23 protein-coding genes and 1 pseudogene are annotated in these 26,139 nt (G+C 38.0%); 11 read left to right on the top strand and 13 right to left on the bottom strand.

From position 1 onward, the window contains the following. Positions 1 to 52 precede the first annotated feature (52 nt). From AC59HC_RS07510 to AC59HC_RS07495, 4 genes and pseudogenes are all read right to left on the bottom strand, one after another. A pseudogene (locus AC59HC_RS07510) lies at positions 53 to 403 on the bottom strand (4Fe-4S dicluster domain-containing protein). Positions 404 to 573: 170 nt separating this feature from the next. Continuing rightward, positions 574 to 1,131 (bottom strand): NADPH-dependent FMN reductase, encoded by a 558-nt coding sequence (locus tag AC59HC_RS07505; RefSeq protein WP_496558366.1) that lies wholly within the window; start codon positions 1,129 to 1,131, stop codon positions 574 to 576. A gap of 3 nt (positions 1,132 to 1,134) precedes the next feature. Further along, entirely contained in the window at positions 1,135 to 1,635 is a 501-nt protein-coding gene (locus AC59HC_RS07500; RefSeq protein ID WP_496558365.1) for a DUF2480 family protein, read from the bottom strand. 23 nt (positions 1,636 to 1,658) lie between these two features. Further along, entirely contained in the window at positions 1,659 to 2,285 is a 627-nt protein-coding gene (locus tag AC59HC_RS07495; RefSeq protein WP_496558364.1) for a superoxide dismutase, read from the bottom strand. 194 nt (positions 2,286 to 2,479) lie between these two features. Between AC59HC_RS07495 and AC59HC_RS07490 the strand changes: the two genes are divergently transcribed. Both AC59HC_RS07490 and hxpB read left to right on the top strand, forming a co-directional pair. Next, positions 2,480 to 3,100: a helix-turn-helix transcriptional regulator gene (locus tag AC59HC_RS07490; RefSeq protein ID WP_496558363.1), complete on the top strand. Its 621-nt coding sequence runs from the start codon at positions 2,480 to 2,482 to the stop codon at positions 3,098 to 3,100. 28 nt (positions 3,101 to 3,128) lie between these two features. Next, a complete protein-coding gene (gene hxpB / locus AC59HC_RS07485) occupies positions 3,129 to 3,776 on the top strand; it encodes a hexitol phosphatase HxpB (RefSeq protein ID WP_496558362.1) in 648 nt (215 codons plus the stop codon). A gap of 410 nt (positions 3,777 to 4,186) precedes the next feature. Here the strand turns inward: hxpB and AC59HC_RS07480 are convergent, their stop codons facing one another. Continuing rightward, positions 4,187 to 4,813 (bottom strand): RNA polymerase sigma factor, encoded by a 627-nt coding sequence (locus AC59HC_RS07480; protein WP_496558361.1) that lies wholly within the window; start codon positions 4,811 to 4,813, stop codon positions 4,187 to 4,189. Positions 4,814 to 5,054: 241 nt separating this feature from the next. Between AC59HC_RS07480 and AC59HC_RS07475 the strand changes: the two genes are divergently transcribed. The 8 genes from AC59HC_RS07475 (at position 5,055) to AC59HC_RS07440 (ending at position 15,366) form a co-directional block, all read left to right on the top strand. Next, positions 5,055 to 6,011, top strand: coding sequence for a FecR family protein (locus AC59HC_RS07475; RefSeq protein ID WP_343640427.1), 957 nt, complete (start codon positions 5,055 to 5,057; stop codon positions 6,009 to 6,011). A 47-nt stretch (positions 6,012 to 6,058) separates the two neighbouring features. Further along, positions 6,059 to 9,346, top strand: coding sequence for a TonB-dependent receptor (locus AC59HC_RS07470; protein ID WP_496558360.1), 3,288 nt, complete (start codon positions 6,059 to 6,061; stop codon positions 9,344 to 9,346). A 302-nt stretch (positions 9,347 to 9,648) separates the two neighbouring features. Beyond that, positions 9,649 to 10,941 (top strand): beta-helix domain-containing protein, encoded by a 1,293-nt coding sequence (locus tag AC59HC_RS07465; RefSeq protein ID WP_216444871.1) that lies wholly within the window; start codon positions 9,649 to 9,651, stop codon positions 10,939 to 10,941. A 75-nt stretch (positions 10,942 to 11,016) separates the two neighbouring features. After that, entirely contained in the window at positions 11,017 to 11,940 is a 924-nt protein-coding gene (locus AC59HC_RS07460) for a T9SS type A sorting domain-containing protein (RefSeq protein WP_496558359.1), read from the top strand. 181 nt (positions 11,941 to 12,121) lie between these two features. Then, positions 12,122 to 12,865 carry a hypothetical protein gene (locus AC59HC_RS07455; RefSeq protein ID WP_496558358.1) on the top strand — a complete coding sequence of 248 codons (744 nt, stop codon included), beginning with the start codon at positions 12,122 to 12,124 and terminating at the stop codon, positions 12,863 to 12,865. Positions 12,866 to 12,871: 6 nt separating this feature from the next. Further along, positions 12,872 to 14,212, top strand: coding sequence for a S41 family peptidase (locus tag AC59HC_RS07450; RefSeq protein WP_496558357.1), 1,341 nt, complete (start codon positions 12,872 to 12,874; stop codon positions 14,210 to 14,212). Between the two features lie 81 nt (positions 14,213 to 14,293). Beyond that, complete coding sequence (locus AC59HC_RS07445; protein ID WP_062670440.1) at positions 14,294 to 14,563, top strand: hypothetical protein; 270 nt, start codon at positions 14,294 to 14,296, stop codon at positions 14,561 to 14,563. An 8-nt stretch (positions 14,564 to 14,571) separates the two neighbouring features. Further along, positions 14,572 to 15,366, top strand: coding sequence for a sterol desaturase family protein (locus tag AC59HC_RS07440; RefSeq protein ID WP_496558356.1), 795 nt, complete (start codon positions 14,572 to 14,574; stop codon positions 15,364 to 15,366). A gap of 9 nt (positions 15,367 to 15,375) precedes the next feature. On the opposite strand, the gene AC59HC_RS07435 is transcribed toward AC59HC_RS07440, so the two are convergent. Further along, positions 15,376 to 15,798 carry a MarR family winged helix-turn-helix transcriptional regulator gene (locus tag AC59HC_RS07435; RefSeq protein WP_277694562.1) on the bottom strand — a complete coding sequence of 141 codons (423 nt, stop codon included), beginning with the start codon at positions 15,796 to 15,798 and terminating at the stop codon, positions 15,376 to 15,378. A gap of 51 nt (positions 15,799 to 15,849) precedes the next feature. Between AC59HC_RS07435 and AC59HC_RS07430 the strand changes: the two genes are divergently transcribed. Further along, positions 15,850 to 18,099: an ATP-binding cassette domain-containing protein gene (locus AC59HC_RS07430; protein WP_496558355.1), complete on the top strand. Its 2,250-nt coding sequence runs from the start codon at positions 15,850 to 15,852 to the stop codon at positions 18,097 to 18,099. A 384-nt stretch (positions 18,100 to 18,483) separates the two neighbouring features. Here AC59HC_RS07430 and AC59HC_RS07425 read toward each other — a convergent pair whose 3' ends face one another. From AC59HC_RS07425 to AC59HC_RS07395, 7 genes are all read right to left on the bottom strand, one after another. Then, positions 18,484 to 19,518 (bottom strand): phytase, encoded by a 1,035-nt coding sequence (locus tag AC59HC_RS07425; RefSeq protein ID WP_496558354.1) that lies wholly within the window; start codon positions 19,516 to 19,518, stop codon positions 18,484 to 18,486. 7 nt (positions 19,519 to 19,525) lie between these two features. Next, positions 19,526 to 22,336: a TonB-dependent receptor gene (locus AC59HC_RS07420; RefSeq protein ID WP_496558353.1), complete on the bottom strand. Its 2,811-nt coding sequence runs from the start codon at positions 22,334 to 22,336 to the stop codon at positions 19,526 to 19,528. 141 nt (positions 22,337 to 22,477) lie between these two features. Further along, complete coding sequence (locus AC59HC_RS07415; RefSeq protein ID WP_496558352.1) at positions 22,478 to 23,614, bottom strand: DUF4236 domain-containing protein; 1,137 nt, start codon at positions 23,612 to 23,614, stop codon at positions 22,478 to 22,480. A gap of 93 nt (positions 23,615 to 23,707) precedes the next feature. Beyond that, complete coding sequence (locus tag AC59HC_RS07410; protein ID WP_496558351.1) at positions 23,708 to 24,091, bottom strand: hypothetical protein; 384 nt, start codon at positions 24,089 to 24,091, stop codon at positions 23,708 to 23,710. Positions 24,092 to 24,158: 67 nt separating this feature from the next. Further along, on the bottom strand, positions 24,159 to 24,692 hold the full coding sequence (locus AC59HC_RS07405) for a Crp/Fnr family transcriptional regulator (protein ID WP_496558350.1): 534 nt from the start codon (positions 24,690 to 24,692) through the stop codon (positions 24,159 to 24,161). Positions 24,693 to 24,702: 10 nt separating this feature from the next. Continuing rightward, a complete protein-coding gene (locus AC59HC_RS07400) occupies positions 24,703 to 25,239 on the bottom strand; it encodes a TetR/AcrR family transcriptional regulator (RefSeq protein WP_496558349.1) in 537 nt (178 codons plus the stop codon). A 64-nt stretch (positions 25,240 to 25,303) separates the two neighbouring features. Further along, on the bottom strand, positions 25,304 to 26,017 hold the full coding sequence (locus tag AC59HC_RS07395) for a hypothetical protein (RefSeq protein ID WP_496558348.1): 714 nt from the start codon (positions 26,015 to 26,017) through the stop codon (positions 25,304 to 25,306). Between the last annotated feature and the right edge of the window lie 122 nt (positions 26,018 to 26,139).

Genomic DNA, 26,139 nt, shown 5'->3' with positions numbered 1-26,139 from the left:
GCGGGCTTTAGCCCGCCTCCATTGAAAATTAAATATAAAAGATAGAAGCTGATTAAGCACTGTGCATGAATTTTTGTCTGTCCAATAGTACTTCTTCCGTTTCCCTGTGATCAGGATCATCCACACAGCAGTCTACAGGGCATACAGCCTTACATTGAGGCTCTTCGTGAAAGCCTTTACATTCCGTACATTTTCCGGATACGATATAATACACTTCATCTGAGACAGCAGGATGTTAAGCCTCAGCATCACCTTTTGTGCCGTCGGGGAATGTAATATGTCCTGAAAGCTTGGTTTTGTCTTTCCAGCGCCAGTCGATAGCACCTTCGTAAATGGCTGAGTTGGGGCATTCAGGTTCACAGGCTCCACAGTTGATACAGGCATCTGTTATTTTTATAGCCATATTGTTTGAATTTAAAGGGTTTAAAAAAGGGATTCCGTCAACGTTGAACGATTCTGAAATCCCTGCTAAACTTAAATGACAGCAGTTTAACACTGTTCTTTGAAAATAAGCAGCATAAAGTGTGCTATTTTTTATTTAAATCATTAATATGCAGTAATTTCTGCCGGTACTTAGTCACTAATGGCAATTTTTTTAGAAGATGCAATGCTGATAAGCTTGTCAAATTTACTGGAATACAGATCCGAAATTTGGGTGGATTGCTCATCCGTAAATAATGATGACCTGACAATCGGAACGCTGAATGGCAATGGCCAGGCACGCAATGATTTGGCTATAGAATCCATGGCGTTAATTCCCTGCATGGCCTGAAGACCATCAGCCCAGCATACCAGCCCTACAGTTTTATCCGTGAGATAAGGCTCGTACCAGTTGGCGGTTACTTCAAGCCAATCCAGACAGTTTTTCATTACTCCCGGAATGCTGCCGTGATAAAGAGGAGCCAGCCAGATATGCAGATCAGCATCAGTAAACATTTGAGCCATACGCTCTACGGCCAAAGGAGTTTTGGTAAGCGTGACATCGAATAAAGGAATGCCGGAATCAGCAAGTGTAAAAATATCAGTTTGAATTCCCAGTATTTTCAGGCGTTCAGAAAAATAATCTGAAATCAGTCCGGAAGTAGATAAAGTTCTTCTTTCCATCGATCCGTTGAATATGATTGCTTTCATTTTTTAATGTTTAAAAATTACTTTGGGTAACCCTATTTCACCATACATCAGTGTTTTCACCAGCGGTTTCAGTAATCCTGCTGCCAATAAATACAATGAAGGATCATGATGAGTACTTGCGCGGACAACCACTTTCTGATTTTTATACTGTTTCAGATCAGCATAGATAAGACGGCGTTTCCATAGATCCAGCAGAACAGTTTCTGCATTGTTTAAATCAGCATAAGAAGCGTAAGGAGACAATTTTTCCATAATCAGCATATAAGCCCAGGGTGGAATAATAGCATCCGTAGAACAGATGATCGCTACTGCTTTTTCATTGTAAACAGAAAAATCCACCGCAGCAATTGATTCTTTAAATTCTTTCTCCTTAACAATCATTCCCATAAAAAGATGTTCTTTGATATCCAGTTCTACAATTTCCGTAGTCGGTTTGTAATCTGAAAGGTCAAGAGCAATAATGCCTGCAGCCTTTGCTTTATTGATAAAATTTTCCTCAGTCATAATTCGTTTACTTTCAGTATTATTTATCTTACTTTTGACAAGGCTTCTTCATATTTTCTTTCAACAGCAGACCAATCCAGTACAGACCAGAAAGCATCCAGATAATCTGCGCGTTTATTTTGATAATTCAGATAATAGGCATGTTCCCAGACATCTATTCCCAGAATCGGAAAACCTCTGTTGGTGGAAAGAATATCCATCATCGGATTATCCTGATTAGGAGTAGAACTGATGGCCAATGAGCCGTTGAATTTTACATACAGCCACACCCATCCTGAACCAAACTGTGACAAACCTGTCTTCTTCATTTCTGCTTTTAGATTGTCAAGGCGCCCGAAAGTAGCTGTGATATCGTCATGAAGCATGCCTTCAGGATTCAGCTTGGGTTGTGGAGAAATAATTTCCCAGAATAAAGAATGGTTATAGTGGCCGCCACCATTATTTCTGACAGCATGACTGTATTCACTTATTCTTTGCAGTAATGAATCAAGGTCGGGATTGGTTTCATTGGTTTGTGCCAGTGCTACATTCAGATTATCTACATAAGCCTGATGATGTTTCTGATGGTGAATGGTCATCGTTTCTTTATCTATAAAAGGAGCCAAAGCATCGTAAGCATAAGGTAACTGGGGTAATGTAAATGGAGTCATTATATTTATTTTTTTGATTAATGTCTCACAAAGGTAGAAATATATTTAAATAAAACAACTTTATGGTTGTTTTATTTATTTTCTGATGAGCAGAAGTAAAATGTTGTAAATCTTTATTTTATCCTTGATTTTATAAGGTTATAGAAAATGACTATATTTGTTGTTGAAAAATAAAACAACCTAAATATTGTCAAATGAAGAAGCCGTCTGCGGATCGTATTCTGATGTTTTTAAAGATGAGAGGTGAGGCTACATCACTTCTTATTGCTGAAGAATTGTCGATCACCAAAGAAGGGGCAAGAAAGCATTTACTGAATCTTGCTCAGGAAGGATTGATCCGGTCTTCGGTGAAGAGCGAAGGGGTTGGGCGTCCATCTACATACTATACTCTTACAGAGAAAGGACTGGCTCAATTTCCGGATACCCATGCAGATGTTACAGTTCAGATTTTGAAATCCGTGAAAAATCTTTTGGGTGAAAATGCATTGGATTTATTAATCAGCGACCGGGAGAAAAATACCCATGAGCGTTATGAAAAAGTACTTTCAAAGGCAGAATCACTGGAACAGCGCCTCGAATCTCTTTCAAAAGTTCGTAGTGATGAAGGCTATATGGCGGAATGGAAAAAAGAAGGGGAAGTGTATTATCTGATTGAAAATCATTGTCCGATATGCGCTGCAGCAACAGAATGCCAGGGTTTCTGCCGCGCGGAGCTATCCAATTTCCAATCCCTGATAGGAAAGGAGTATACAGTGGAAAGAATAGATCATATTATTTCCGGAGGGCAGCGTTGTGTGTATAAAATCAGCCAATAAGTAATCACTTATAATTTATCATTCAAAAATGGCTTTAAAAGCAGTAATATTTGATATGGACGGTGTTCTGGTAGACTCAGAAAAATTCTGGACCCAGGCAGAACTGGATGTATTTTCATCTTATGGAGTGCAGGTTACGGATGATCTTGCGGCACAAACAAAGTATATGACCACTCAGGAAGTAACCGAATTCTGGTATAAAAGATTCCCCTGGGAAAATTTTGATGCCTCTGATCTTGAAAATAAAGTGGTTACAAGAGTAATCGAAATGATACGGACCGAAAACTGTACCATGTCTGGTGTAGAAAAGTTTATTAAAAATCTTAAGAATAAAGACTACAAAATAGGGCTGGCTACCAATGCTCCTTTACGGGTAGCACATGCGGTGCTTGAAAAACTGCAGGTTCATGACCTGTTTGATACCATTCACTCATCAGAGTTTGAAACTCAGGGAAAACCTCATCCTGCCGTATATCTTACTTCTGCAAAAAATCTTGGAGTTTCCCCGGAACACTGTATTGCTATTGAAGACAGTCAGTCAGGATTAAAAGCTGCGAAAGATGCAGGAATGCAGACCATCATTTTCACCAATAATGACGAAAATATAGATTCAAACCTTGCCGATTTTAAAATCCTGGATTTTAATACAGGTTTTCTGCCGTTATTTGGTGAATAGTGAATAGTGAATAGTGAATCCGCTTCGCTGTGAATTTTAACAGGTGTTATAAAAATTGACCATTGACTGCGCAGCAAATTGACCATTGACATTAAAAGTGAATAGTGAATCCGCTTCGCTGTGAATTTTAACAGGTGTTATAAAAATTGACTATTGACTGCGGAGCAAATTGACCATTGACATTAAAAGTGAATGGTGAATCCGCTTCGCTGTGAATTTTAATAGGTGTTATAAAAATTGACTATTGACTGCGTAGCAAATTGACTATTGACATTAAAAGTGAATAGTGAATCCGCTTCGCTGTGAATTTTAACAGGTGTTATAAAAATTGACTATTGACTGCGCAGCAAATTGACCATTGAGGAACCTCCGCATCTCGTATCTCGAACCTCATACCCCGTATCTCAACCTCAATACTTCGTCAACACCTCCATCAGCAACAGAATAGAAACCAGCTTTTTAGACGACTGATACTCAGGATTCAGCTGTTCACGGATTTCTCCCAAAGCTTTGCTTAATTTATTACTTACCGTTTTATTGCTGAGCCCCAGCGCTTCTGCTGTTTCATTAACAGACATATTTTTCCTGATTCTCATATCGTATACCTGCTGTTCCGTTGAGGGAAGCTGGGAAACGACTTCATCAATCATAGTCAATAAAGCACTGATCTCATTTTCTTCAAGGATTTCAAAATACTCGGAATCTGCTATTTCTATTTCATTCGGAATATCAAACTCGTCAATACTCAGCGTAGGAGGCGCTTTTTTGTAGCTGTTATAAAAATCAATAATCCGGTAATGAAGATGACGGAGAAGGTAGCCTTTGGCACTTTCTGTATCATCGGTTTGTATGGCATCCGTATTCTCAAGAATCTTCATCCACAGGTTCTGGAGGATTTCTTCAGAAACTTCCTTATCCCGTGTCCGTACATAAACAAAGCGATACAGACTATCCCAATACCGGTCATACAGCAGCATAAATGCAGGGCGGTCGCCTGATTTTATTTTCTTTAATAATATATAGTCTGTTGGGCTCATATTGTGATACAAAATTACCTAAAGGAAAATTAACTTTTTGTGAACTTTGGGTATGATAAGATTAAATATTTCTGAAAAACAGGCCGAAAATTGAACGTTAATGTTGGGTAAATGTGAAATATGACGAAAATTATTAACAATTTGGTTGTAATGTGAATATAACGTTAAGAATGCCCCGGGGAAGTTTTTCATTTTCACTGTCTTATAGATAGAAGTATCTGTGAATACATGAAAGACCCCTATGAAAAAACTTTTACCATATAAAAATATTGAAGCCTTTGTTTTCAGACTTTGGGAACGGGAAGTTTCGGAAGACTCAATTTCCGAAAAAGAAAATGAACTTTTAAAACAGTGGAAAAATCTTGCAGAAAAAGATCTGGACATTGTTCATCTTAAAGAATCCAGAGAAAGGGTATTGTCCGGACTGGAAAATTACTTTTCTCAAAAAGATATTGTATCTATCCCGTCAACAAAAAGCTTTAGAACACATCTTTATAAAATTGCGGCGGTTATTATTCTGCTTTTAACATTGGGCGGAGTTTTTACCTACTCCTTATTCATTAAGCCAGATGTTTATCTTGCAAAATCCGGAAATAGTATTGTTCGTCTTGAAGACGGATCTGTGGTTACTCTTTTACCAGGCGCTGTACTGACTGTAGAGAAATCTTTTCCTGCGTCCACCAGAGTCGTGGATTTAAAAGGCGATGCAATATTCTCTGTGGCAAAATCTAAAAAACATCCATTCATCGTTCGTGCGGATGGTTTTAGTACCAAAGTATTGGGAACGGTATTTAAGATTTCACAGTCAGGTAAGAAAAAAGCGGTTGATCTTTACGAAGGAAAGGTGGCTGTATCCACTCCCGGGGTTCCGGTTTCTTTCCTTAAGCCTAATCAGAAGTGGACCAACTTCGGAGTTGCTCATACTACAGCAGTTATTTCCCTGAAACCTGTAAAAAATTCAGCAGGCAGAATTACGTCAATATTGTCTCTGAGTTTTAACGATGTTCCTTTAAAGGAAGTAGTGACGGTCCTGGAAAGCAATTATCATACAAAGGTTCAATATCCTAAGGAAGCTGAAGATAAAAAAATTACTGCTGATTTTACGGGAGGAACGGTCGGAGAAAATATTGAATCACTGGCTTTCATCCTGGGACTGGAAGTACAGAAAAAAGAAAATACCTATATCCTTAAGAAATAAATCATTATAAAAAATAAATAATCATAATCAAGAGAACACTATTAAGTATGAAAAGTTTGAAATGTGGGATTACCATAGCAGCCTTATTTTTTACTGTAGCCGCAGAAGCTCAGGAGCTGGTTCAGAAAGTAACATTTTCTGTACCTGCCAACAGGCCGTTGATTGAAGTTTTGGAAGAATTTGCCGGAAAAACGGGAATGAGACTGGCATATTCCAAGGTAGACATTAAACAGCTGAAGGTAAAAGGAGTGAAATGTGAAAATACTTCTGTCAACAACTGTCTGAAGGACATTACCAATGGACTTCCTATTATTTACCGACTGCATGGTGATCTTATTTCGATAAAATATGAAAGCTCTACTATTTCCGCATTGGGAAACGGACGAATTTCCGGTAAAATAGTGGATGAAGTAGGAAATCCCGTTACCGGAGCAGAAGTCACTGTAGCTCAGAAAACAGTGGTCACTGATAATAACGGTGACTTTACCATAGATCTTCCTTCCGGAACTTATAATCTGACCATAAAAGCTCCTAAATATAATACGCTGAGAGTTGAAAAATTGTCTGTTATCAATAACGAAACCAGTTCTGTCTCATTTGCTTTAAATAAAGCTTCTGATAAAATTACAGATATCAAAGAAGTTGTGATTACGGCAGCCCGTAAAGCAGATACTCAGGCGGGACTTCTTGCCCAGCAGAAGAAAGCAGCCCAGATGAGTGATGGTATTTCAGCGGAACAGATTTCCAAGACACCCGACAGCGATGTGGGAGGAACTTTGAAAAGGGTAACAGGAATTACCACCATTGATAATAAATATGTAGTGGTAAGATCCATGGGAGAACGTTGGAACACCGCGGCCATGGACGGAATCAACCTGCCAAGCACGGAAGCGTATAATCAGAACTTTTCATTTGACATTATTCCTACGGCAATGGTAGAAAGTGTGGTGGTAAGCAAATCTGCCACTCCTGATATGAATGCCAGCTTTGCAGGAGGTTACGTAGAAGTGAGAACCAAGGATATTCCCAATGAAAACTTTACAACCGTTACATTAGGAACTTCATATAACGATCAGTCGGCCTTCAAAGAATTTCTGACCCGCAAGCGAGGAAAGTACGATTATTTCGGATATGATGACGGAACAAGAGATTTTCCCAAAGGACTGGAGCCGATGAACTGGACAGATCCAAGGTTTTTTGAACAGTCCAGGCAGTTTACCAATGACAATTTCAGCACCTATACAACCAGAGGTGATATGGGATCTAATATACAGCTGGCATTAGGAAGGACATATGCTCTTAAAAACAATAATAAATGGGGATTTGCCGGAGCATTTGTCATCAGAAATGAACAGAATAAACTGGATATTGACCATACGGGAAGAGGAAACTGGCTGGATACTACTGGAATGCCTGATGCAAACGGAGAGATTCCATTCTATAATTTCAAAAACAGTGGGGCCTCCTATAATTACAATTCGACACTGGCAGGAATGCTTAATTTTGGATTGCAACTTGGGAAAAACAGAATCTCATTCCGTAATTCATATACCCATATTTTTGATAATACGCTCACAAGAGTAACAGGCTGGAACGAATACTCAACGGGTAGTGGAATGGCATCCAATGCAGAATTAGCTTATAATTATTTTTATAACGGTGTCATCCCCAATAATGATCCGGCTCAGATCAAAAACTTAGACAGGCCTTATACCGATAATACCAATTACCCGATTTTTCAGACCCTTTTACAAAATAAACTGGAAGGAAGCCATAAAATAGGAAATACAGAGATCAGTTGGTTTGCGGCCCGTACAGGAGTAGCTTCTGATACTAAAGACTACACACAGTATATTACCAGGTACGACTTTATCGGAAATGAAATTCTCACATTTCATAAGATCTATAATTCCGGAGCCGATTTTTACAGAGGATATATAGAAAACAAAGAAACAGATTACAATTACGGTGCGTCTGTTAAGTGGGATATGGATGCAGGAAGCTTTAAAAATACCATTAAAACAGGATATGCCGGTGCTATAAAAAACAATACCAACCAGCAACAGAAGTTTTTTCTTCGTGTTGACGAAAACCGTGACGTTCCGAACAGCGAGAAGAACTATTTGACGATGTATGGTTCACTTGCTGACTGGTTTAATGGCTCCCATTATGTTCCGGGTGGTATTGGCTGGGAAACCAAAGCATTGTATAAAAATGACAAGTATGAAGGAGAGGTTAATCAACATGCGGTTTTTGTCATGTTTGATAACCGTTGGAAGAAATTAAGGTTAGTCTGGGGCCTTCGTGCAGAGTACTTTAAATATGATCTTATCTCACAACAATTAGATCCAAATGATACAAAGAATGTGGAAAGAGCAGCCGTTGAAGATAAACCGTGGCAATGGATGCCCTCAGCGAACTTTACCTACAGTCCTACCAATAAAATTAATCTAAGGCTTGCTTACAACAGATCTGTTATCCGCCCTCAGTTCAATGAAAGAACAGGACTTCCTTATTTCGATCCGGTGGCCAACGGTTTGATTTACAATACGGAAATGACTTCTTCTGTCATTAATAATTATGATTTCAAATTTGAATGGTTTCCAGGATTGGGAGAAATATTTTCGGCAGGATTGTATTATAAAAATATAGACAGACCTATCGAACGTGAAGGCCATATTTCCAGCGAGGGAAATCTTTTCCTGTATAATGGAAATTCAAAAAATGCAAAACTGATAGGAGTAGAGGCTGAGGTAAGAAAAAGTTTAGGCTTTATTGCTGACGTAACTTTTCTGGAAAAGCTTTTCATAAGCGGAAATTTTACGTATAACCATACCAAAGTAGTTGCTTTTAAAGATCTGTACAAAACAGGTGATAATGATGAAACCTATGAAGTGAAACGCCCGCTTTACGGACAGACTCCTTATGCTTACAATCTTGGACTGATCTATGATGGAAACCGTTTAGGGATGAGTTTTTTGTATAACGCAAAAGGAGACCAGTACATCACAGTAGGATATGCGTACAAAGGAGAAGAAATCCAGCGGCCTTATGCAGTGGCAGACGCTCAGATCTCTTATAAATTACTTCGTAACAGAAATCTGGAAGTAAAATTAAATGTAAGAAACATTTTTAACAGGGTAAAAGAATATTATAACAATTTCAATTCTTATCTGGCTGCAAAAGATGGAGGAGGAAGTAATGTAGGGACAGAAAGAGAAGCCTGGGATCTGCTTCCGGGAGCAACAGACAGATATGATAAAAATATTGACAAGATCATGTTCAGGGCATACAGTGGAAGAATGTTCAGCCTGAGTGTGAATTATACTTTTTAAAGAAGTATACCAGCGATACAGAAAGATATCTTAAATATAGAAGCGTACAGGTTTCGGGAACCTGATCAAAAACTGAAGAATACTGATGATGCGCACAGCAGTACAGTTCTGAAAAAACCGGACGTTAACAGCTTTTCCCAGGCATTAACGATTCTCATGGGAACGCCCGCAATGCAGTTCCTCCTGCAGCGATGGGATGAACACCAAAAAACAAATCGAAGGAATAGAGAGGAAGATATTCCTGAATAAAAAACTGATCTGGTATAAAAATAATACAGCCGGATTTATTAAAAATTATAACAATGAAAAGACTAACTCTAATTGCAGTGGCAGCATTATCTCTTACAGCTTGTCAAAATGATCAACTGGCAGATTCATCTTCTCCATTCGAAATGAAATCTACTTCTGCTGAGTACCTTACAGCTTCTGCGCTTCCGGTAACCAGTGTAAGTGGTGATATTACTTCAAATACTACATGGAGTGGAGTAGTTGAACTAAATGGAATTGTAACGGTAAAAAATGGAGCTACATTAACAATCCAGCCGGGTACATTCATTAAAGCCAAGCCAAGCGCAAACAATACAGCTACCGGAGTTTTGGTAATTGCTAAAACAGGAAAAATCAATGCAGCGGGTACAGAGGCTCAGCCTATTATTTTCACCAGCTACAAATTGTTAGACGGAAACGAAGATACAACTGCTGCTCCTGGTGACTTCGGAGGTGTTGTTATATTAGGTGATGCGCCTACAAACACTCCATTCACAAAAACAATTGAAGGATTATCCGGTCCTGATTTCTATTACGGAGGTACCAATGCTTCCCATAACGGAGGAACATTAAAATATGTTCGTATCGAGTTTGCAGGATATGATCTTTTAGCTCCGAATTCAGGTAACGAAATCAACGGTCTTACGTTAGGAGGAGTAGGAAACGGAACTACTTTGGATCATATTCAGGTTTCTTTCGGGAAAGATGACTCTTTTGAATTCTTCGGAGGTACTGTAAACGCTTCAAACCTTGTTTCTTTTGCTGCAGATGATGATAACTTCGACTTCGATAACGGATATACAGGAACAATCACTTGTGCATTAGCTTTGGCAGATTACAACTCTACACACAGTCTTAGCGGATCAAGCCCGGATTCTAACGGTATCGAGCTTGATAACAACGCAGAAGGTTCTTCTACAACATTGTTGACTCATCCGGTGATCAACAACCTTACTATCGTTGGTTCTAAGAACTCTACTAAAGGTGCTTTATATGAAAACGGTATCCACATCAGAAGACACGGAAGATTAACATTAAATAACGCTGTCGTTACAGGTTATCCTGTGGGTATCAAAGTAGAAGGTACAGGTTCTGAGCTTTCTTCAGCTTCAGCATACAGCACCATCCAGGTTCACGGATTTACTACTTCAGTTACAGGTACAGGTACAGCAGGAATCCCTGCAGCTAACCTGGCGACTGGTACTCCTGCAACTCTATGGGGTATGAGCCAGCCTTTCTTCAACGAAGGTGGTTGGAATGTTTCTCCAAGAAACTGTGGAAACTTCCAGGGACTTTGGACAAAATACAACTTCTCCATTGTAGAATAATAAAAACTTTAAAAAGCAGGGAACAGCACATGCTGATTCCTTGCTTTTACTTCAAAAATTTTAATCATCAGCATTATGAAAAAAATAATTTTATCATCTGTTCTGTTTTTATCCCACCTGGCTGCAGCACAGTCTCTGGTATGGGGAAATTCGTTTGATACTCCTGCCGATCTTCAGGGCTGGACTTTTCATGACCTTAATAGCAATGGAAACGGATGGGTACAGGGAGAAAACATCTATCACAACGGAACTACCTTGGCCTATGGAACTGCAGGTGTTCTACGCCATTCTATCAATTTGGTTCCAACTGGAAATGCTAACGGATTCACCACAGAAAATGACTGGATTATTTCTCCTCAGATTGACCTTACCAATACTGCAGGAACCATTACACTGGCCGCCTATATCGGGAGACAGAGATCTACTCACACGATTGTTGCCAGAGAACTTTTTATCTATGTAAGCACACCGCAGAAAGAAGTTCCAACGTTATCGGACTTTCAGGCAATGACCGTAGATGCAGACGGAAATGATGTTCAGAGTATGTATAAAATACAGGTAGGTGACTCAGCCAATCCTTTTCCGGCTGATCTTACTCAGTTTGTGGAATCCCTTGTAGATCTTTCTGCTTTTGCCGGGAAAAAGATCTATATCGGAATGTGGTCAAACAGAAAAACAAGCGGAAATAATGTCCAGAACATTAATATTGATGAAATCGGAATTTATGCTACTTCATTTTTGGGAACTAAGGATGTAAAAAGAAACAAAATTGTAACACAAATAGCAGAAAATCCGGTAAGAGAATCTTTACAGCTGCAGCTTAATCCGGCGTTGAAAGAAAATATAACTATGGTTAGTATTTACAATGCAGCAGGACAGAAAGTTCTTACCACTCAGTATTCTAAAGCGATCAGCACAGCAGAGCTTACATCCGGAGCGTATATTGCTGAAATTACGGATGGAAAAACTACGGAAAGGCTGAAGTTTATTAAAAAATAATCATTCTGTCCCCTTAGAATCTGATTTTTAGAAACACCATGAAATTTTAATATAAAAAAATGGGTAGCCTTCGCAAAAAGGTTATCCAGAACATATCCAACTAGTTTTTTTATAATTATATATTGCCCGGCCCATGGGCCGGGCAATATTTTTAAGTTTTACAAGAAATAATTGAAGAAAGATGAACAAAATCTTCGCATTACTACTGTTTTTCACTGTACTGTTTTCATGTACAGACAATAATACCATGGAGCTGTATGATAAAGTGCAGAAACCCGGAGACGTTAATATCAAAGGATTTTCCAAACCTGATGCACTTCAGCTGAGGTTCAACGGACAGCCCATATCTATTGATGGAAAAACATCTTACACCAATAAAATAGAAACCCGGCTTCAGTTTGTTCTGGATCAGGGAGAAACTAATAAATTGTCTGTCTATAATAATGATACAGGCGCTGAAATTGCAAAATACAATATTACATATGACAATATAAATGATTATAAAAACCTCTACTTTTTTAATCTTCCCGGAATTTATCTGCAGACCTATGCAGTAAAACCTCAGGTGAATCTCGGGAAAGTAGGTTTTGAATTTATTTTTCCCAATCTGGGAGAATTTTCCGGAAGCTCTCTCAAAGAAGTGAAAGGCATTTTGAAAAGAGAAAACGGAGTAGTACTTGCCGAGTTTGACAATATAGGGAAAGACAACTTTACGGCAGTGAAAATTTATAGCTTCTTCAGCTCAACAGCTCCCATATATCTTGAATTATACAAACCGGAAACTACAGAGCCTTACGCAGGATCTAAAATGATTCAGGTGAAATTAAAACAACACACGGGCGCCAATATGATTGTACTTCAGGAAAAAATGGAAAATGGAGAATGGGTGGTAAAAGGAGATATTGACGTAGCAGAATATCTGTAATTATATATGAAAAACTTTTTAAAACTTCAATATATTGCCATCGCAGTTTTTCTCATTTCGTGTACCAATAATAATGACGAAAGCGCACCCGTTTTTCCGGAAGGAAGTACCGGAGCTGTAAACCTTTGGGTTCAGGACAGTATGAAAAGATACTATTACTGGGCAGATGAGATGCCTGCAAAGCCGGATTATAAGCTTCCTGTAAAAGATTTTTTTAAAAGTCTGCTGTCTCCCAAAGATCGGTTTTCTTTTATGGTGAATACGGAAGATTCCTCTTCGTATCCACGTTCTATAAGGAATATGTACGGTTTTGACTATACCATTGTTCAGCTTGCTAATAATGAAGTGGTTACTGTAGTGAAGCTGGTGCTGCAAAACTCCCCGGCTTTCAATGCAGGACTGGAGAGAGGAATGATCATTACCAAAGTCAATGGAAAAGTAATGACAGCCGCGAATGCCGAAGCAATGGCTTCATCCATTAAAGACCAGACGGTTGTAGAGCTTACCGTTGGAAAATGGCAAAACGGAAGCGTTACGGATGAAAAAAACATCACCGTTTACTATGGTTTCTCTTTTGAACAGCCTGTTTTATCCAAAGTTTTTGAAAAAAATGGTAAAAAAGTAGGTTATATGTACATCTATGATTTCCCTGACGGAATGACTCAAACGCTATATCAAAAGTTTGGGGAATTGAAGGCCGCCGGAGTAAAGGAATTAATTCTGGATCTTCGATACAATTATGGAGGTTCGGTGTCATCTGCTGCAGCTCTTTGCTCCCTGATTCCTTCAGGATTATCATCCGCCTCGCCGTTCATCATTTTTAAAGGAAATAAAAATGGAGGTGAAGTAAAAAGAACATTTTCCCAGCAAATTGCCTATGATCCCAAAGCGCTGGACTTTGCAACGTTGCGTGCGAATGCGCTGGGATTACAGAAAGTATGTATTCTCACATCGAACAGTACGGCATCAGCTGCTGAAATTGTTGTGAATAATCTCAAACCTTATATGCAGGTGATTCAGATAGGAGATACTACGCTGGGGAAAGATATGGCCGGATTTGTAGTGGAAGACAAGCGTAAACCCAGAAAAATTTCCTGGCAGATTCATCCGGTGATTTATAAAGTCTTTAATGCCAGCGGAGCCGGAGAATACAGTAGTGGAATTTCCCCGCAGAGCAATGTCAATGAATTTACCGGACTGCCATTATTACCTTTGGGAGATCCCAATGAAACCCTTATTTCTTCTGCACTTAACGGAGGTTATTTCAAATCAGCAGACCACGAAAAGAACGGAAATATCAAAATTTTATTTCAGAGTGACGTGCCTCCGGTTATGATGGAGAAATAAGCTGGATTCAAAAAACAAAAAATAATATAAAAAATATCTTTATCCTTTACCCATTCACAAAATAACTAAAATGATAAAATCATGCAGGGAATAGAACCAAAACTTCACATGAACCTGACCAGCCGTATTGAATATTACCGTCTGCTGATAGAAGCGGCAGAAGATCCTGAAAGCCAGCCTTCAGAGGTTATTACTCAGATTTCAGAACTGGGACATCTGTACGAAGAGTATCTGCTTAACAAGAAAAATCTGGAAAACAGCATCAAAAACTACCGTGCCTATCATAACGATTTGAGAAAAAAGCTCACGTCAAGACTTAGGGAGCTCAGAAGAAAGGCTAGACAGAAATAAAGCCCGGAATGTACTTTATCGGTTGGTTTTACGGTGAAATTCATACCTTTATGACCATTAAGCTGAAGGATGAAAAACTTATGAATTTTAACCCAACAGAACTTTCCGGTTATTTACAGGTATTCTGGCAGTTTTCCTGGCCACAATGGTTGATATTCAGTCTGATCGTTAATATTTTCCTATATCTGTTTTCGATAGGGTCGTATATTTTTATCGAAAAGACTTGCCGTAAAAGTCAGTTGCAGGAAAAAAATCATCCTGTTACCCGATCTGACTTTTATCTTAGTCTGCTTACCATAGGATGTAACAGTTTTGTTATGCTTTTGGGGGCTTTTTTATGGAAAAAAGGATGGATTGTGCTGGGACAGACAGAATCAGTAATTGGAATAATAGCGGAAGTAGCTGTTTTACTCCTCTTAATGGATTTTCTGATGTATTTATTTCATTTTGCAGCACATTTACCCTTGGTCTATAAAGTTCTACACGGAAAACACCATGAACATATCAGTACCAACTTTTTAAGTCTTTTTGTTCTGCATCCTTTGGAAACCATAGGGTTCGGACTGATGATTCTGGTTATACTCATAGGATATGATTTCTCTGTCATTTCGATTTCCATCTATCTTTTGCTTAATCTGATCTGGGGAACGATAGGGCATCTGAACAGAGAATTTTTTCCGGTGTCTTTTGACCGCTTTTTTGTAGGAACAACAAGGTTTCATAACCAGCACCATTTGGATGAAAGTAAAAACTTTGGGTTTTATACTTCGATCTGGGACAGGTTATTCGGGACATATAAGTAACTATGGATACTACAGTTTTATATTATTCAAAACTTTCCCCAGCAGATAATTAAAGTTTTTTAATTCTTCAGAGGTAAGTATGGAAGCCGTCTGATGAGTGATAGCCTTACGGAAAGTTTCAGAATTATCTACAATAAACCTTCCTTTATCCGTTACTGAAAGATTGAATTTCCTGTGGTCTGCTTTCTCTTGTTCCCGGACAATCAAATCTTGACCGATCAGAAATTTCAGCTGTTTTGAAATGGCTGCCTGGCTAATGTTGAAAGCCAGTGATATTTCCCTTCCTGTTGCTGTTCCTTTCCTCATAATAAATTCAATAATATTATAATGAGCAGCAGTTACTCCGTTAATGTCACCCCGGTTCATGTGAGCCAGAATAAGACATTGGAAATCAGTAAATGTGTTAAAAAATTCTTTTTCAATGGGTTTCATTACAAATATGCTTAACTTAGTTAAATATTAACAAAGTTAAGTATTTTTATCATGGAAAATATAGAAATTACGAACGCCCGTCAGAATAATCTCAAAAATATTTCCATAAAAATTCCAAAGTACAGGATCGTGGTTTTTACGGGGGTATCGGGATCCGGGAAATCATCTTTGGTTTTTGAAACCATTGGAGCAGAAGCACAAAGACAGATTAATGAGACCCAGAACAGCTTTATCAGAAACCGCCTGCAGCATTATGGCCTTCCGGATGTAGATAAAATTGAAAACCTTAATGTTCCTATTATTATCAATCAAAAACGGTTGGGTGGAAATGCCAGATCTACGGTGGGAACGGCAGCGGATGTGTCTGCTTCTTTGAGACTGCTGTTTTCGAGAATGGGAGAGCCGTTTGTAGGGTACTCCAATGTTTTTTCATTCAATCATCCACAGGGAATGTGTCCTGAATGTGAAGGATTGGGATTTGTTCAGACTTTGAATGTAAATACTTTGATTGATCGTGAAAAATCCTTACATGAAGGAGCCATTCGTTTCCCGACATTTCAGCCTGGAGGATGGCGTTTAACAAGATATACTTTGTCCGGTTATTTCGATAATGATAAAAAGTTGAAGGATTTCACCGATAAAGAATGGGAAACCCTGTTGTATGCACAGGAACACAAACCGAAACGTCCTGATAAAGAATGGGGAAAAACGGTAAAATATGAAGGAATTGTTCCAAGGATTGAAAAAGCATTTCTGAAAAAAGATTCAAAAGAAAACATCACAAGAAAAGACGCTCTGAAGAATATTGTGATTACCAAAACCTGCCCGTCTTGCCAGGGAAAACGTCTGAACGAAAAAATACTGTCCTGTAAAATCGAAGGTAAAAGTATTGCAGATTGTATGGCCCTTTCAGTGGATGAACTGCTTGAGTTTATTACCTCACTGGATTCAAAAGCATATGAAGTCGTCATCAAAGAGCTTTCCGCAAAGCTGCAGAATATCATTACGATAGGATTGCAGTATCTGACTCTTGACAGAAGTACCAACACGCTTTCCGGAGGAGAATCCCAGCGTATAAAAATGGTGAGGAGTTTGGGAAACAGCCTGGTAGATCTGTTGTATATTTTTGATGAACCCAGTATTGGACTTCATCCGAAGGATCTGCAGAATATCATCACTATCATTCAGCAGATCAGAGACAAAGGAAACTCTGTTTTAATCGTTGAGCATGATCCGGATCTGATCAAAATGGCGGACAGGGTAATTGATATTGGCCCCGGTTCAGGAAGAAACGGAGGAGAAGTGATCTATGACGGGGCGGTTAAAGATTTAAAAAAATCGGCAGGTAAAACAGGTTCTTATTTCGCAACAAAACCTTCCATCAAACAAGAATTCAGAAAACCTGATGGCTATCTGGAAATTAAAAATGCCAACAGATATAATCTTAAAAATGTGACGGTAAATATTCCCACCGGGATAATGACAGTCGTTACCGGAGTGGCAGGATCCGGCAAAAGTACCCTGATAAATCGTATTCTCCCGGAACTCTATCCGGATGTAACTATTATTGATCAATCTTTGTTCGCTGCAAGTGCCCGCTCCAATTTGCTTACTTATCTCGGAATATCAGATATTGTACGTAAGCTTTTTGCACAATCTAACCATGTTTCAGATAAACTCTTCAGCAGAAACAGTGACGGAGCCTGCAAAAACTGTAAAGGTTTGGGAATAGAAAAGATTGACCTGGCTTTTATGGATGATATTGAGCAGCCATGCGAGGTTTGCGGAGGTTCAGGATTTGATCCTGATGTAATGCAATATACCTACAGCGGAAAAACAATTGCAGAAGTCATGAGCATGACGGTTTCTGAGGCCGCTGACTTTTTTAAGGAAGAATTGGTGCTCAGAAATTTTGATCTGCTGATACAATTAGGACTTGATTATCTGACATTAGGGCAAAGACTGGACAGCTTTTCCGGAGGCGAAAGACAACGCCTGAAGCTGACAAGAGAACTGAAAAATACCAATCAGATCATTATTCTTGATGAACCGAGCACAGGACTGCATCCAAGTGATACCCAAAAACTGCTTACGTTTTTTAATGGACTTGCAGATCAGAATAATACGCTGATTGTTATCGAACACAATCTTGATATTATTTCCCAGGCAGACTGGATTATTGATATGGGACCGGGTGCAGGGAAATTTGGAGGTGAAGTATTGTTTGAAGGAACTCCGGTGGATCTGTTGAAAAATAAAATATCATATACCGCGGAGTTTCTGAGGAAACATATTCAGTGAAAGGAATGAAAAATAAAGAGTATTAGAATGAGCTTTACTTTATAAGAATGGAATTAAATTTTAACGCAAAGTTTAAGAGATAATTTTTTACTTTTAAGGTAGCAAAGAGCTGCAGCAAGCTGCTTAAAAAGCTTATAGATAAACACCAGCTTCATCGGTTGATTGCAAATCAACTCTCTCTTAGCTTCCTAAAATATTGCTATCCTTAGAATCAACTTTGCGTTGAAAAACTTTTAAGATTATAAACCATTAAGAATAATGAAAAAATGAAGAGTATTAAGATGAGCAACCTGTCATTGCGAACCAAAGGTGAAGCAATCTCATACTTGTAACTCAACTTAATATTCTTAAAAACCTTATCAACCTTAATGGTTCAAGATTTTTTTATTTTCCAGCCTTTACCGCAGATTTAATGGCTTTTTCAATCACTCTCCAGTCATAATAATGAAATACTCTGCCATTGCTCATCGCAACAAAAACGCCTTTCGGGAATTTTGGATCCAAGTTAACATGGGTCACTTCAGAACCATCACTTTCTAATGTAGAAACCGGAATTTCTGCAATTCTCCCCTTTGATTGGTCTTCTCTTAAGTAGACATTGAAGGTATCATTCTGCTGATTCGAAACCAGAATATAACCTTTCCCTTTATCAGTGGGATAGATGGAAATTCCTTCCACATCAGATTTAAAATCACCTTTTCCGAAAACAGCTAATTCCTCATTACCTTTTTCCGGATCAGCATAGTATTTATGAACTCCAAACTGCTCATCAGAATAGTAGATATAGCCCATTTCGTCATCTACAGCAATGCTTTCAATCTCTTTCAGGCCACTGTATTTTCCGAATTTACGGACAACTTCTCCGGTGATAGAGCCATTTTTCTCCGTAAGCTTATATTGCCATAGGTAGCCGTCAGCAGGACCAGATTTTCTTCCTACAATGACAAATATTTCTTCTGTCTGCGGATTTTTATACATGGAAACTCCCATCGGACCACGTTCTGTTTCTCCTTCAAATACTGAGATTTCTCCCACTTCTTTCAGTTCAGGAAGCGAATATAATTTTACTTTGTTCGTTTCCCTTTCCGTTACGGCAGCGATGGCTGTTTTCTTTCCATTTAAAATAAAACCATATTCAATATCAACATTGTTGGGGCGTTTCAATCCTAATACTTTATGGATGATTTTTCCGTTAAGATCAAAGGCGTACAAACCTCCATCCGTATCTTTATCTGTTCCGATGATAATACTTTTTGAAGGATCCTGAGGATTGATCCATATGGCAGGATCATCTGTATCATGAACCACTGTTTCTGTGATAACAGCAGGTTTTAATTTTTCTATGGCTTCTTTCTGCCCTTTGCAGCTGATCACAAAAGGAAGAACTGCAAGAGCCAGTATATAATGTAGGTTTTTCATGTTTATTTTAAAAATCAAATTTCACTCCCATCGTAAACCTTGGTCTGTAATATTCAGCCTGTGCGGTTCTGCTTGGGATTCCCTGGTAGTATCTTAACGGCTGGTTCGTCAGATTATTGGCTTCAGCAAAAACTCTGAGCTGGCTCGTAATCTTGTAGGAAGCATTAGCATCAAGGAAAAACTGTTTGTCGTAATAACGGTCATCAAATGCCTTGCCACCGAGCTCATCAATATAATGAGAAGCATAATTCATGGAGATTCTTGCTGAAAAACGTTTGTTTTCCCATGATAAAGATCCGTTGAACATATGAGGGGCAGCTCCAGGAAACCCTACATCTGTTCTTTCAATGCCTTCTTCATTGGTAATTCCTTTTGCTTTGGATTTGGTGTAAGTATAGTTGACATACACTCCAAGTCCTTTCCAGAAAGCTCCGGGAATGAAATCAAGCTGTCTTTGTAGAGCGACTTCAAACCCATAAATATCTACATTGTCACCATTACGCTGCTGGGTAAATTTCCAGTTGCTTTCTCCTGCCGGAATAGGGTTGGTTTGTCCCGCAAAATCATTGGCAAAGTCATTCGCGGTATAGTTTCTTTTGGAATACGTATAAATGAAATCGTTAAGATTTTTATAGAAAACACCTCCGGAAAGAATCCCTACAGACTTGAAATATTTCTCTGCCATGAAATCAAAATTGTAGGCATAGGTTGCCTTCAGATTCGGATTTCCTGCTGCAACAATTTCATCTTCTGAAATAACATTCAGGTAAGGAACTAAAGAATAATAGTTCGGGCGGGCAAGAGCGGTAGTAAATGCTGCACGAAGTACAAGATCCTGCACCGGGACATATTTGAAGGAAATATTCGGAAGGACATTGGTATACGTATTGGTATTATTGATTTGTCCTACCAGATCCTTCTCATTCATCACATAGTTTCCGGTGTATTCAATCTGGGTTGTTTCAATACGGGCTCCAACGATCATCGATAGTTTATCATTAAAATCCTGATCCCAGCGGATATAACCTGCATAAATCTGCTCCTTTGCATTGTAGTTGCTGGAAAGATACTTTTCAGGTTTCAGCTTACCATTAAACAGAGCAGGATTGAATAAATCCAATCCGCCAAGGAAAGCGGGATCAACAAATGTTCCCGGAACATAATTTCCCGGCTGGAAGTTTTCACCATTAAGATGTATGGTTGGCGCCGATAAAAGGCTTCCCATATTGTTAACAGGGGTAAAAGCGTAGAAATCATTCTCTCTTTCCTTTTTCTTCAAACGCATGCGGAAACCGGTACGGAGACGTCCTTTTTGCCCATCAATTACAGAAAACGGAAAACGTACATTCACTTTTGCTCCCAGCTCTTTTTCCTGGGTAAAGTTATTGGCATCTGAGAGATCACTCAGTTTATAGCTTCCCAGATTGTCTGCTGCGAGAAGGTTGATCACAGGTTTCTCAGGATTGCTGAGGTCCGGAGAAAAGTTCATCTTGCTGTTTTCAAATTCTATATAACGTTGATGAGGCTTATCTTCACTGGCGATGGCGTAATTGACAGCCCAGTCGAGATCCACTTTAGATCCTAATAAATGTTCTCCTCTTAAAGCATAGTTCTGAACTTTTTGTTTTTCCAGACGGGTATTATCATTATCGGCATCACCTCCTTTATTCTGTCTTGTGATACTTCCTTTCCAGTCTGTAATCTCAGTTTCGTCGGCATTATAAACAGGTTTTATTTTATATCCTAAAGCAAATCTGGTTTCCTTATCATTCCTGAAGTTGTACATCGCAGAAGCATAGATCTTATTTTTGGAATTGAACTCATAATCCATATTGAGATCAAAACTGTGTCTGATACGGTGTTCATTATAATAGCGAACTCCCATTTTGCTTACATAAACCGTTTGGGCAAGATCATTGGCCTGGCTCCATACGGGTTCTATATTATCCGAACCAAAATTGTTGTTGTTATAGGAAAAACTGAATACAGCACCTAGTTTTTTATCCAAAAACCTGTTTCCATACACAAATCCGGCTGTATAATTTCCTTTTTCACGGATGGGATTGTATCCTCCGGCAACGGTTGCGGAAATCCTCTGTCCGTTCGGGGAAGCCCTGGTAATCAGGTTTACGGAGCCTCCGATGGCATCGGCATCCATATCCGGAGTTAAAGTCTTATTGACTTCTATAGTAGAAATCATATCAGAAGGAATCAGATCCATCTGTACATTACGGTTATCTCCTTCAGCAGACGGAATCCGGTCACCATTCAGCGTAACGGAATTCAGATTGGGAGCAAGCCCTCTGATAATAAGATTTCTTGCTTCACCCTGATCATTTTGTATCGTAATTCCCGGAACACGTTTCAAAGCATCTCCGATATTGGCATCCGGAAAACGTCCGATCTGATCAGAAGAAATCACATTGGTAATATTGGCATTATTTCTTTGTTTATTCAAGGCTCTTGCCTGATTTTTCAGAGTCGCTCCCGAAACTACAATGGCTGCAATGGATGTCTCTTTCTTATCGAAAATAATATTCTGACGGGTATTTTTTTCAGGTTCTACCGTTACAGTATACTCATGCACACCATAACCGAGGTAGTCAATTTTCATGGTATAGCTTCCAGGAGGAACATTCAGAAATACAAAGTTTCCGTGCTCATCCGAAGTGGTATATATATTTCCCGGGCTTAATGAGATCTTGGCTCCAGGCAGGGCTATCTTTGAATCATCATTGATATTTCCGGACAAAGAACCGTTTTGCGCATAGAAAAAAATAGAGGCACAAAATAAAACAGACGTAAAAATTTTCTTCACTTTTAATATTTTAGATAAAAATAACAGCAAAATTAAACGTCTGTTTGGCAAAGGAGTTGAAGAGAAAATTAAGAATATCTTAAGAATTGTTAATATAAAGGTCCTGAAATCCGAAATTTTATCTATTAAATTTAAAAAATGCTATCTGAAATGGGTTTGAAATTCTCTAAAAGTTTTGCCAAACTCTTCTGTTAGTTCATAATTGCTTAATTCATATTCTTCAAGTACACCCGTTTGAGTGGAAAATCGAATGTTTCCATAGCGTACGACAGGAATTTGATAATTACTTTTAAATCTTTTATCCCGGCTACCATTTTTATTAACTTTTGCCCAGGTTTGGCCTATGATTTTAGAGTCTCTGGGAACAGTTGATGTTTCAGTAAATCTCGTATAGGTTTGATGAAAATTAAGCTCGTCAATCCCTATAATTGCAAAATTGTTTTCATTGTTATACATAACAATAAATGTTGGATAGATATAAAAGTCTGCTCCATTTGCATTTTTCAGATATAATGCCTGGTAATCTGACTTGATATAAGGAATTGATTTCAATGCAAAATGTACTTCGCGTCTCTTTACTATTGTACTTGCTGAGGAGCGCATTGCCACCCTGTCTTGGTAATGAGAACTTGTAATATCCCATATCTTGTGAGAGGTTGTAAGTTTCTTGAAAGCTTCATGCACCAGTTCAAATTTTTTTTTAACTTCATTATCAAAATCAATTTCAAGGTTAACATAACATTTTTCAATCATCATTTTTATCTGTTCAATAGCTTGCTTTTGAGCTTTTATATCTCTATCAGAATTTTGCGGAATATTCTTATTAACAAAACCATAAAGAAATACAAAACTCAAAATTTTTTTTGTCTTTGTTAAAAAGAGCGTTCTTGAAGTTTTTTTAAGATCAGTAATTAATTCCTTTTTTTGTTGATGAGCTAAAATGATAGATTCTTTAATTCCCTGCATATTCTGACTTGTGATTTCATGAATATCAGCACTGAAAATATTTTCGTCATAATAAAAATTGTTGATAGGATTTTCCGGATACTGTGAAATTGGTTGATATTGGGATTTTGAACTGCTTTTGGATGCTGACTTAGGAGTAGATAATTTTTGTCGACTAGAAAAGCCAAGGATAGAAGTACTTAATGTTGTACCGGATTTGTTGAAATTAATACTGGCACCTTTTACACCTATTGTAGTAGATATACCTCTTTTACTAAAATTAAGATGTACTCCGGGAATTACCTTGATCCTTTTTCTATAGCTCCAAGCCATGATTATTGTTTTATTGGTTAGGTGTCAAAATTAAATAGTAAAACGATAGTCTTTTTACGGTTTTCCATAATGGCATATAATCAATTAAAAACTCTATCTTTCAGAACCTAAATTCTTCTCAACAGTATTCCCCTCTAGAAGTAAAGTCAATTCATTACATCGTATAATCTGATGATTCTGGATGGTAAATTCTGCCAATACTTTATGTACCACCTTACTTCCATCTTTTAGGGTGGATTTTGCTACATGGTGGGTAAATATGATATTCCCATTTTCAGCGTGACTAATGATATCAAGCTTCTGTTCAGCCACTTTTTCTTTCAGTTTTCTGATGTGAAGAACAAATTCATCATAAGTAAGCTGAGAATGATCAACAATCTGAATGTATTCTTTTGAAAAATATTTTTCGATTAATAATTCGTCAAATACCGGATTTTCTAATACTTCTTGGAATACCTGCCGGATAAAATGCTTCATAACTTTATTATTTTGAAGCAAAATTACTTGCCAGCTTATTGACTGGACGATAACAATTGTAAAGAAATTATCTTCGGTTGCGTATTCTGCTTAATGAAACACTTGTAATTCCAAGATAAGTGGCAATATAATGCTGTGGAAAGCGCAGAAGAAACTCCGGTCTGTTTTTGAGAAGCTGCTGATACCTTTCCTGAGGTGAATCTCTGATAAAAGAAATCAGCCGTTTATTAATTTCACTGAAACGTTTGTAAAAAAGTGGCTGGAAAGTGTGCTGGAATTCCTCATTTTCCATGAGCCTGTGAAAAGTTTCAGCGTGTAATTCATAAACAGTGGTTAATTCCAGAGTTTCAATGACAAGATCGCTGGGAATGCCATTCAGGAAACTGTCAAAAGATGAAACAGCCTGGTTTTCTGTTATAAATTCCAGGGTAAGTTCTTTTCCGTCCTGATAGAAGAATACTCTCAATGCTCCTTTTTTTACCAGGAACATCTTATCTGAAGTTTTTCCCTCTTCAAGCAGGATCGTTTTAGCAGGATAAGTAACTTCAGTGGATAAATGAAGTTCAGCTTTCAAAAAAGAATGAAGATCCGGAATGTGCATGGCTGAAGGATTAATGGGAGTCGTTCAGGAGATCCTCTACGATCATTTTAGATTTTTCAATCAGTTCATTGGATCTGTAAAGCTGACTGGTCAATATTGAACTTTCAAAAAGAAGATAGATATGAGCTGAAATCATATCGTTTTGAATATCTTCATTGAAGGATTCTCTCAACTTTATTTTATGATCACGGATTACTTTATGAATTTCTTCCTTATCTGCAGGAATTTCCGACAGAATATTCAGAAAACTGCATCCTCTGAAATCTTCTCTTTCATTCATGTCGATCAGGAAATCGAAGGATTTCCGGAACTTTTCTTGTAGTGTTTCTGCTTCTGCTGTGAATTTTTCAAGTTCAGACACCCAGTAATCATATCTTTTATTAAGAAATTCTATGCAAAGATCATCTTTAGACTTAAAATGCTGGTAAAAGCTTGCTTTAGATACATTAGCTTCATCAATGATTTGATTGATGCCCGTATTGTTGTAACCTTGCCGATGGAAGAGAACCATTGCAGTGCTTATTATTCTTTCACGAGGTTTGGGCATAATGTAAAATTTTTACAAATGTAGAAAATAAACAGACCGGTATGTTTGAAAAAGAACATAAATTTTAAATAAAACCTCTGGTATAATATAGCTGAATAACAAAGAAAAGTAAGGTAAAAAACCATACGATATAAGGATGATAAGTGAAGTTATTCTTCAGAATATAATGCAACGCTTTGAAAAGCTTGAAAATTCCGATAATTCCAATGATAATAAAAACCAGAAAGACCAGAAAGAACAGGTATTCTCTTGTACCATAGTTGCTTATCTTTCCCAGGCTTTCTATATAAGCATCTACATTCAAAGTTTCTCCAAGAAACATAGCCGAGCTGATTAATATAAAAAAAGGAGTAGAGGTGTATACGGTTGTATAAATAAAAGAAAATAATAAGGTCCGGAAGGTGACGGTATTCACTTTTTCTTTTTTGTACCATAATATCGCAACGGTGAATACTACCGCAGTAATATTATTCATCAAAAATATAAAGAGCGCTTTTTCTACCATACTGAGCCCTTTGATCTTTGAAATAATATTATGCTCACCACCATAATCCATTAAAATTACAGAGACAATCACGGAGGTATATACAGATAGTTTGATAGGAGAAAGGTAGTCGTGAAAACGTTCAGTTTCCTCTTTTTCCATCTCGTGAGCAGAAAGGTCATAACATCGGCGGGGATCCTGAAACAATTTGAAGATCGTTACAGGAACCAGTAAAATTTCAATAATAATCTGAAGGCACAGCTTCTCAAAGCTATCGATTAATTTTTCAAACATGTATGTGTATTTTTGTATTTAGGGAACGTTTGCAATTTAATTATTTTTTGCAATACATCTCAAAAGTGAATAAAAAAAGTGGATGATTCGCTCGGAATCATCCACTTTTTTATCTAAAAGGT

It is taken from the genome of Chryseobacterium sp. DZ-32 (genome assembly GCF_059587025.1).
The sequence above is the reverse complement of the archived record's forward strand: the minus strand, read 5'-3'. Positions and strand labels throughout refer to the sequence as shown.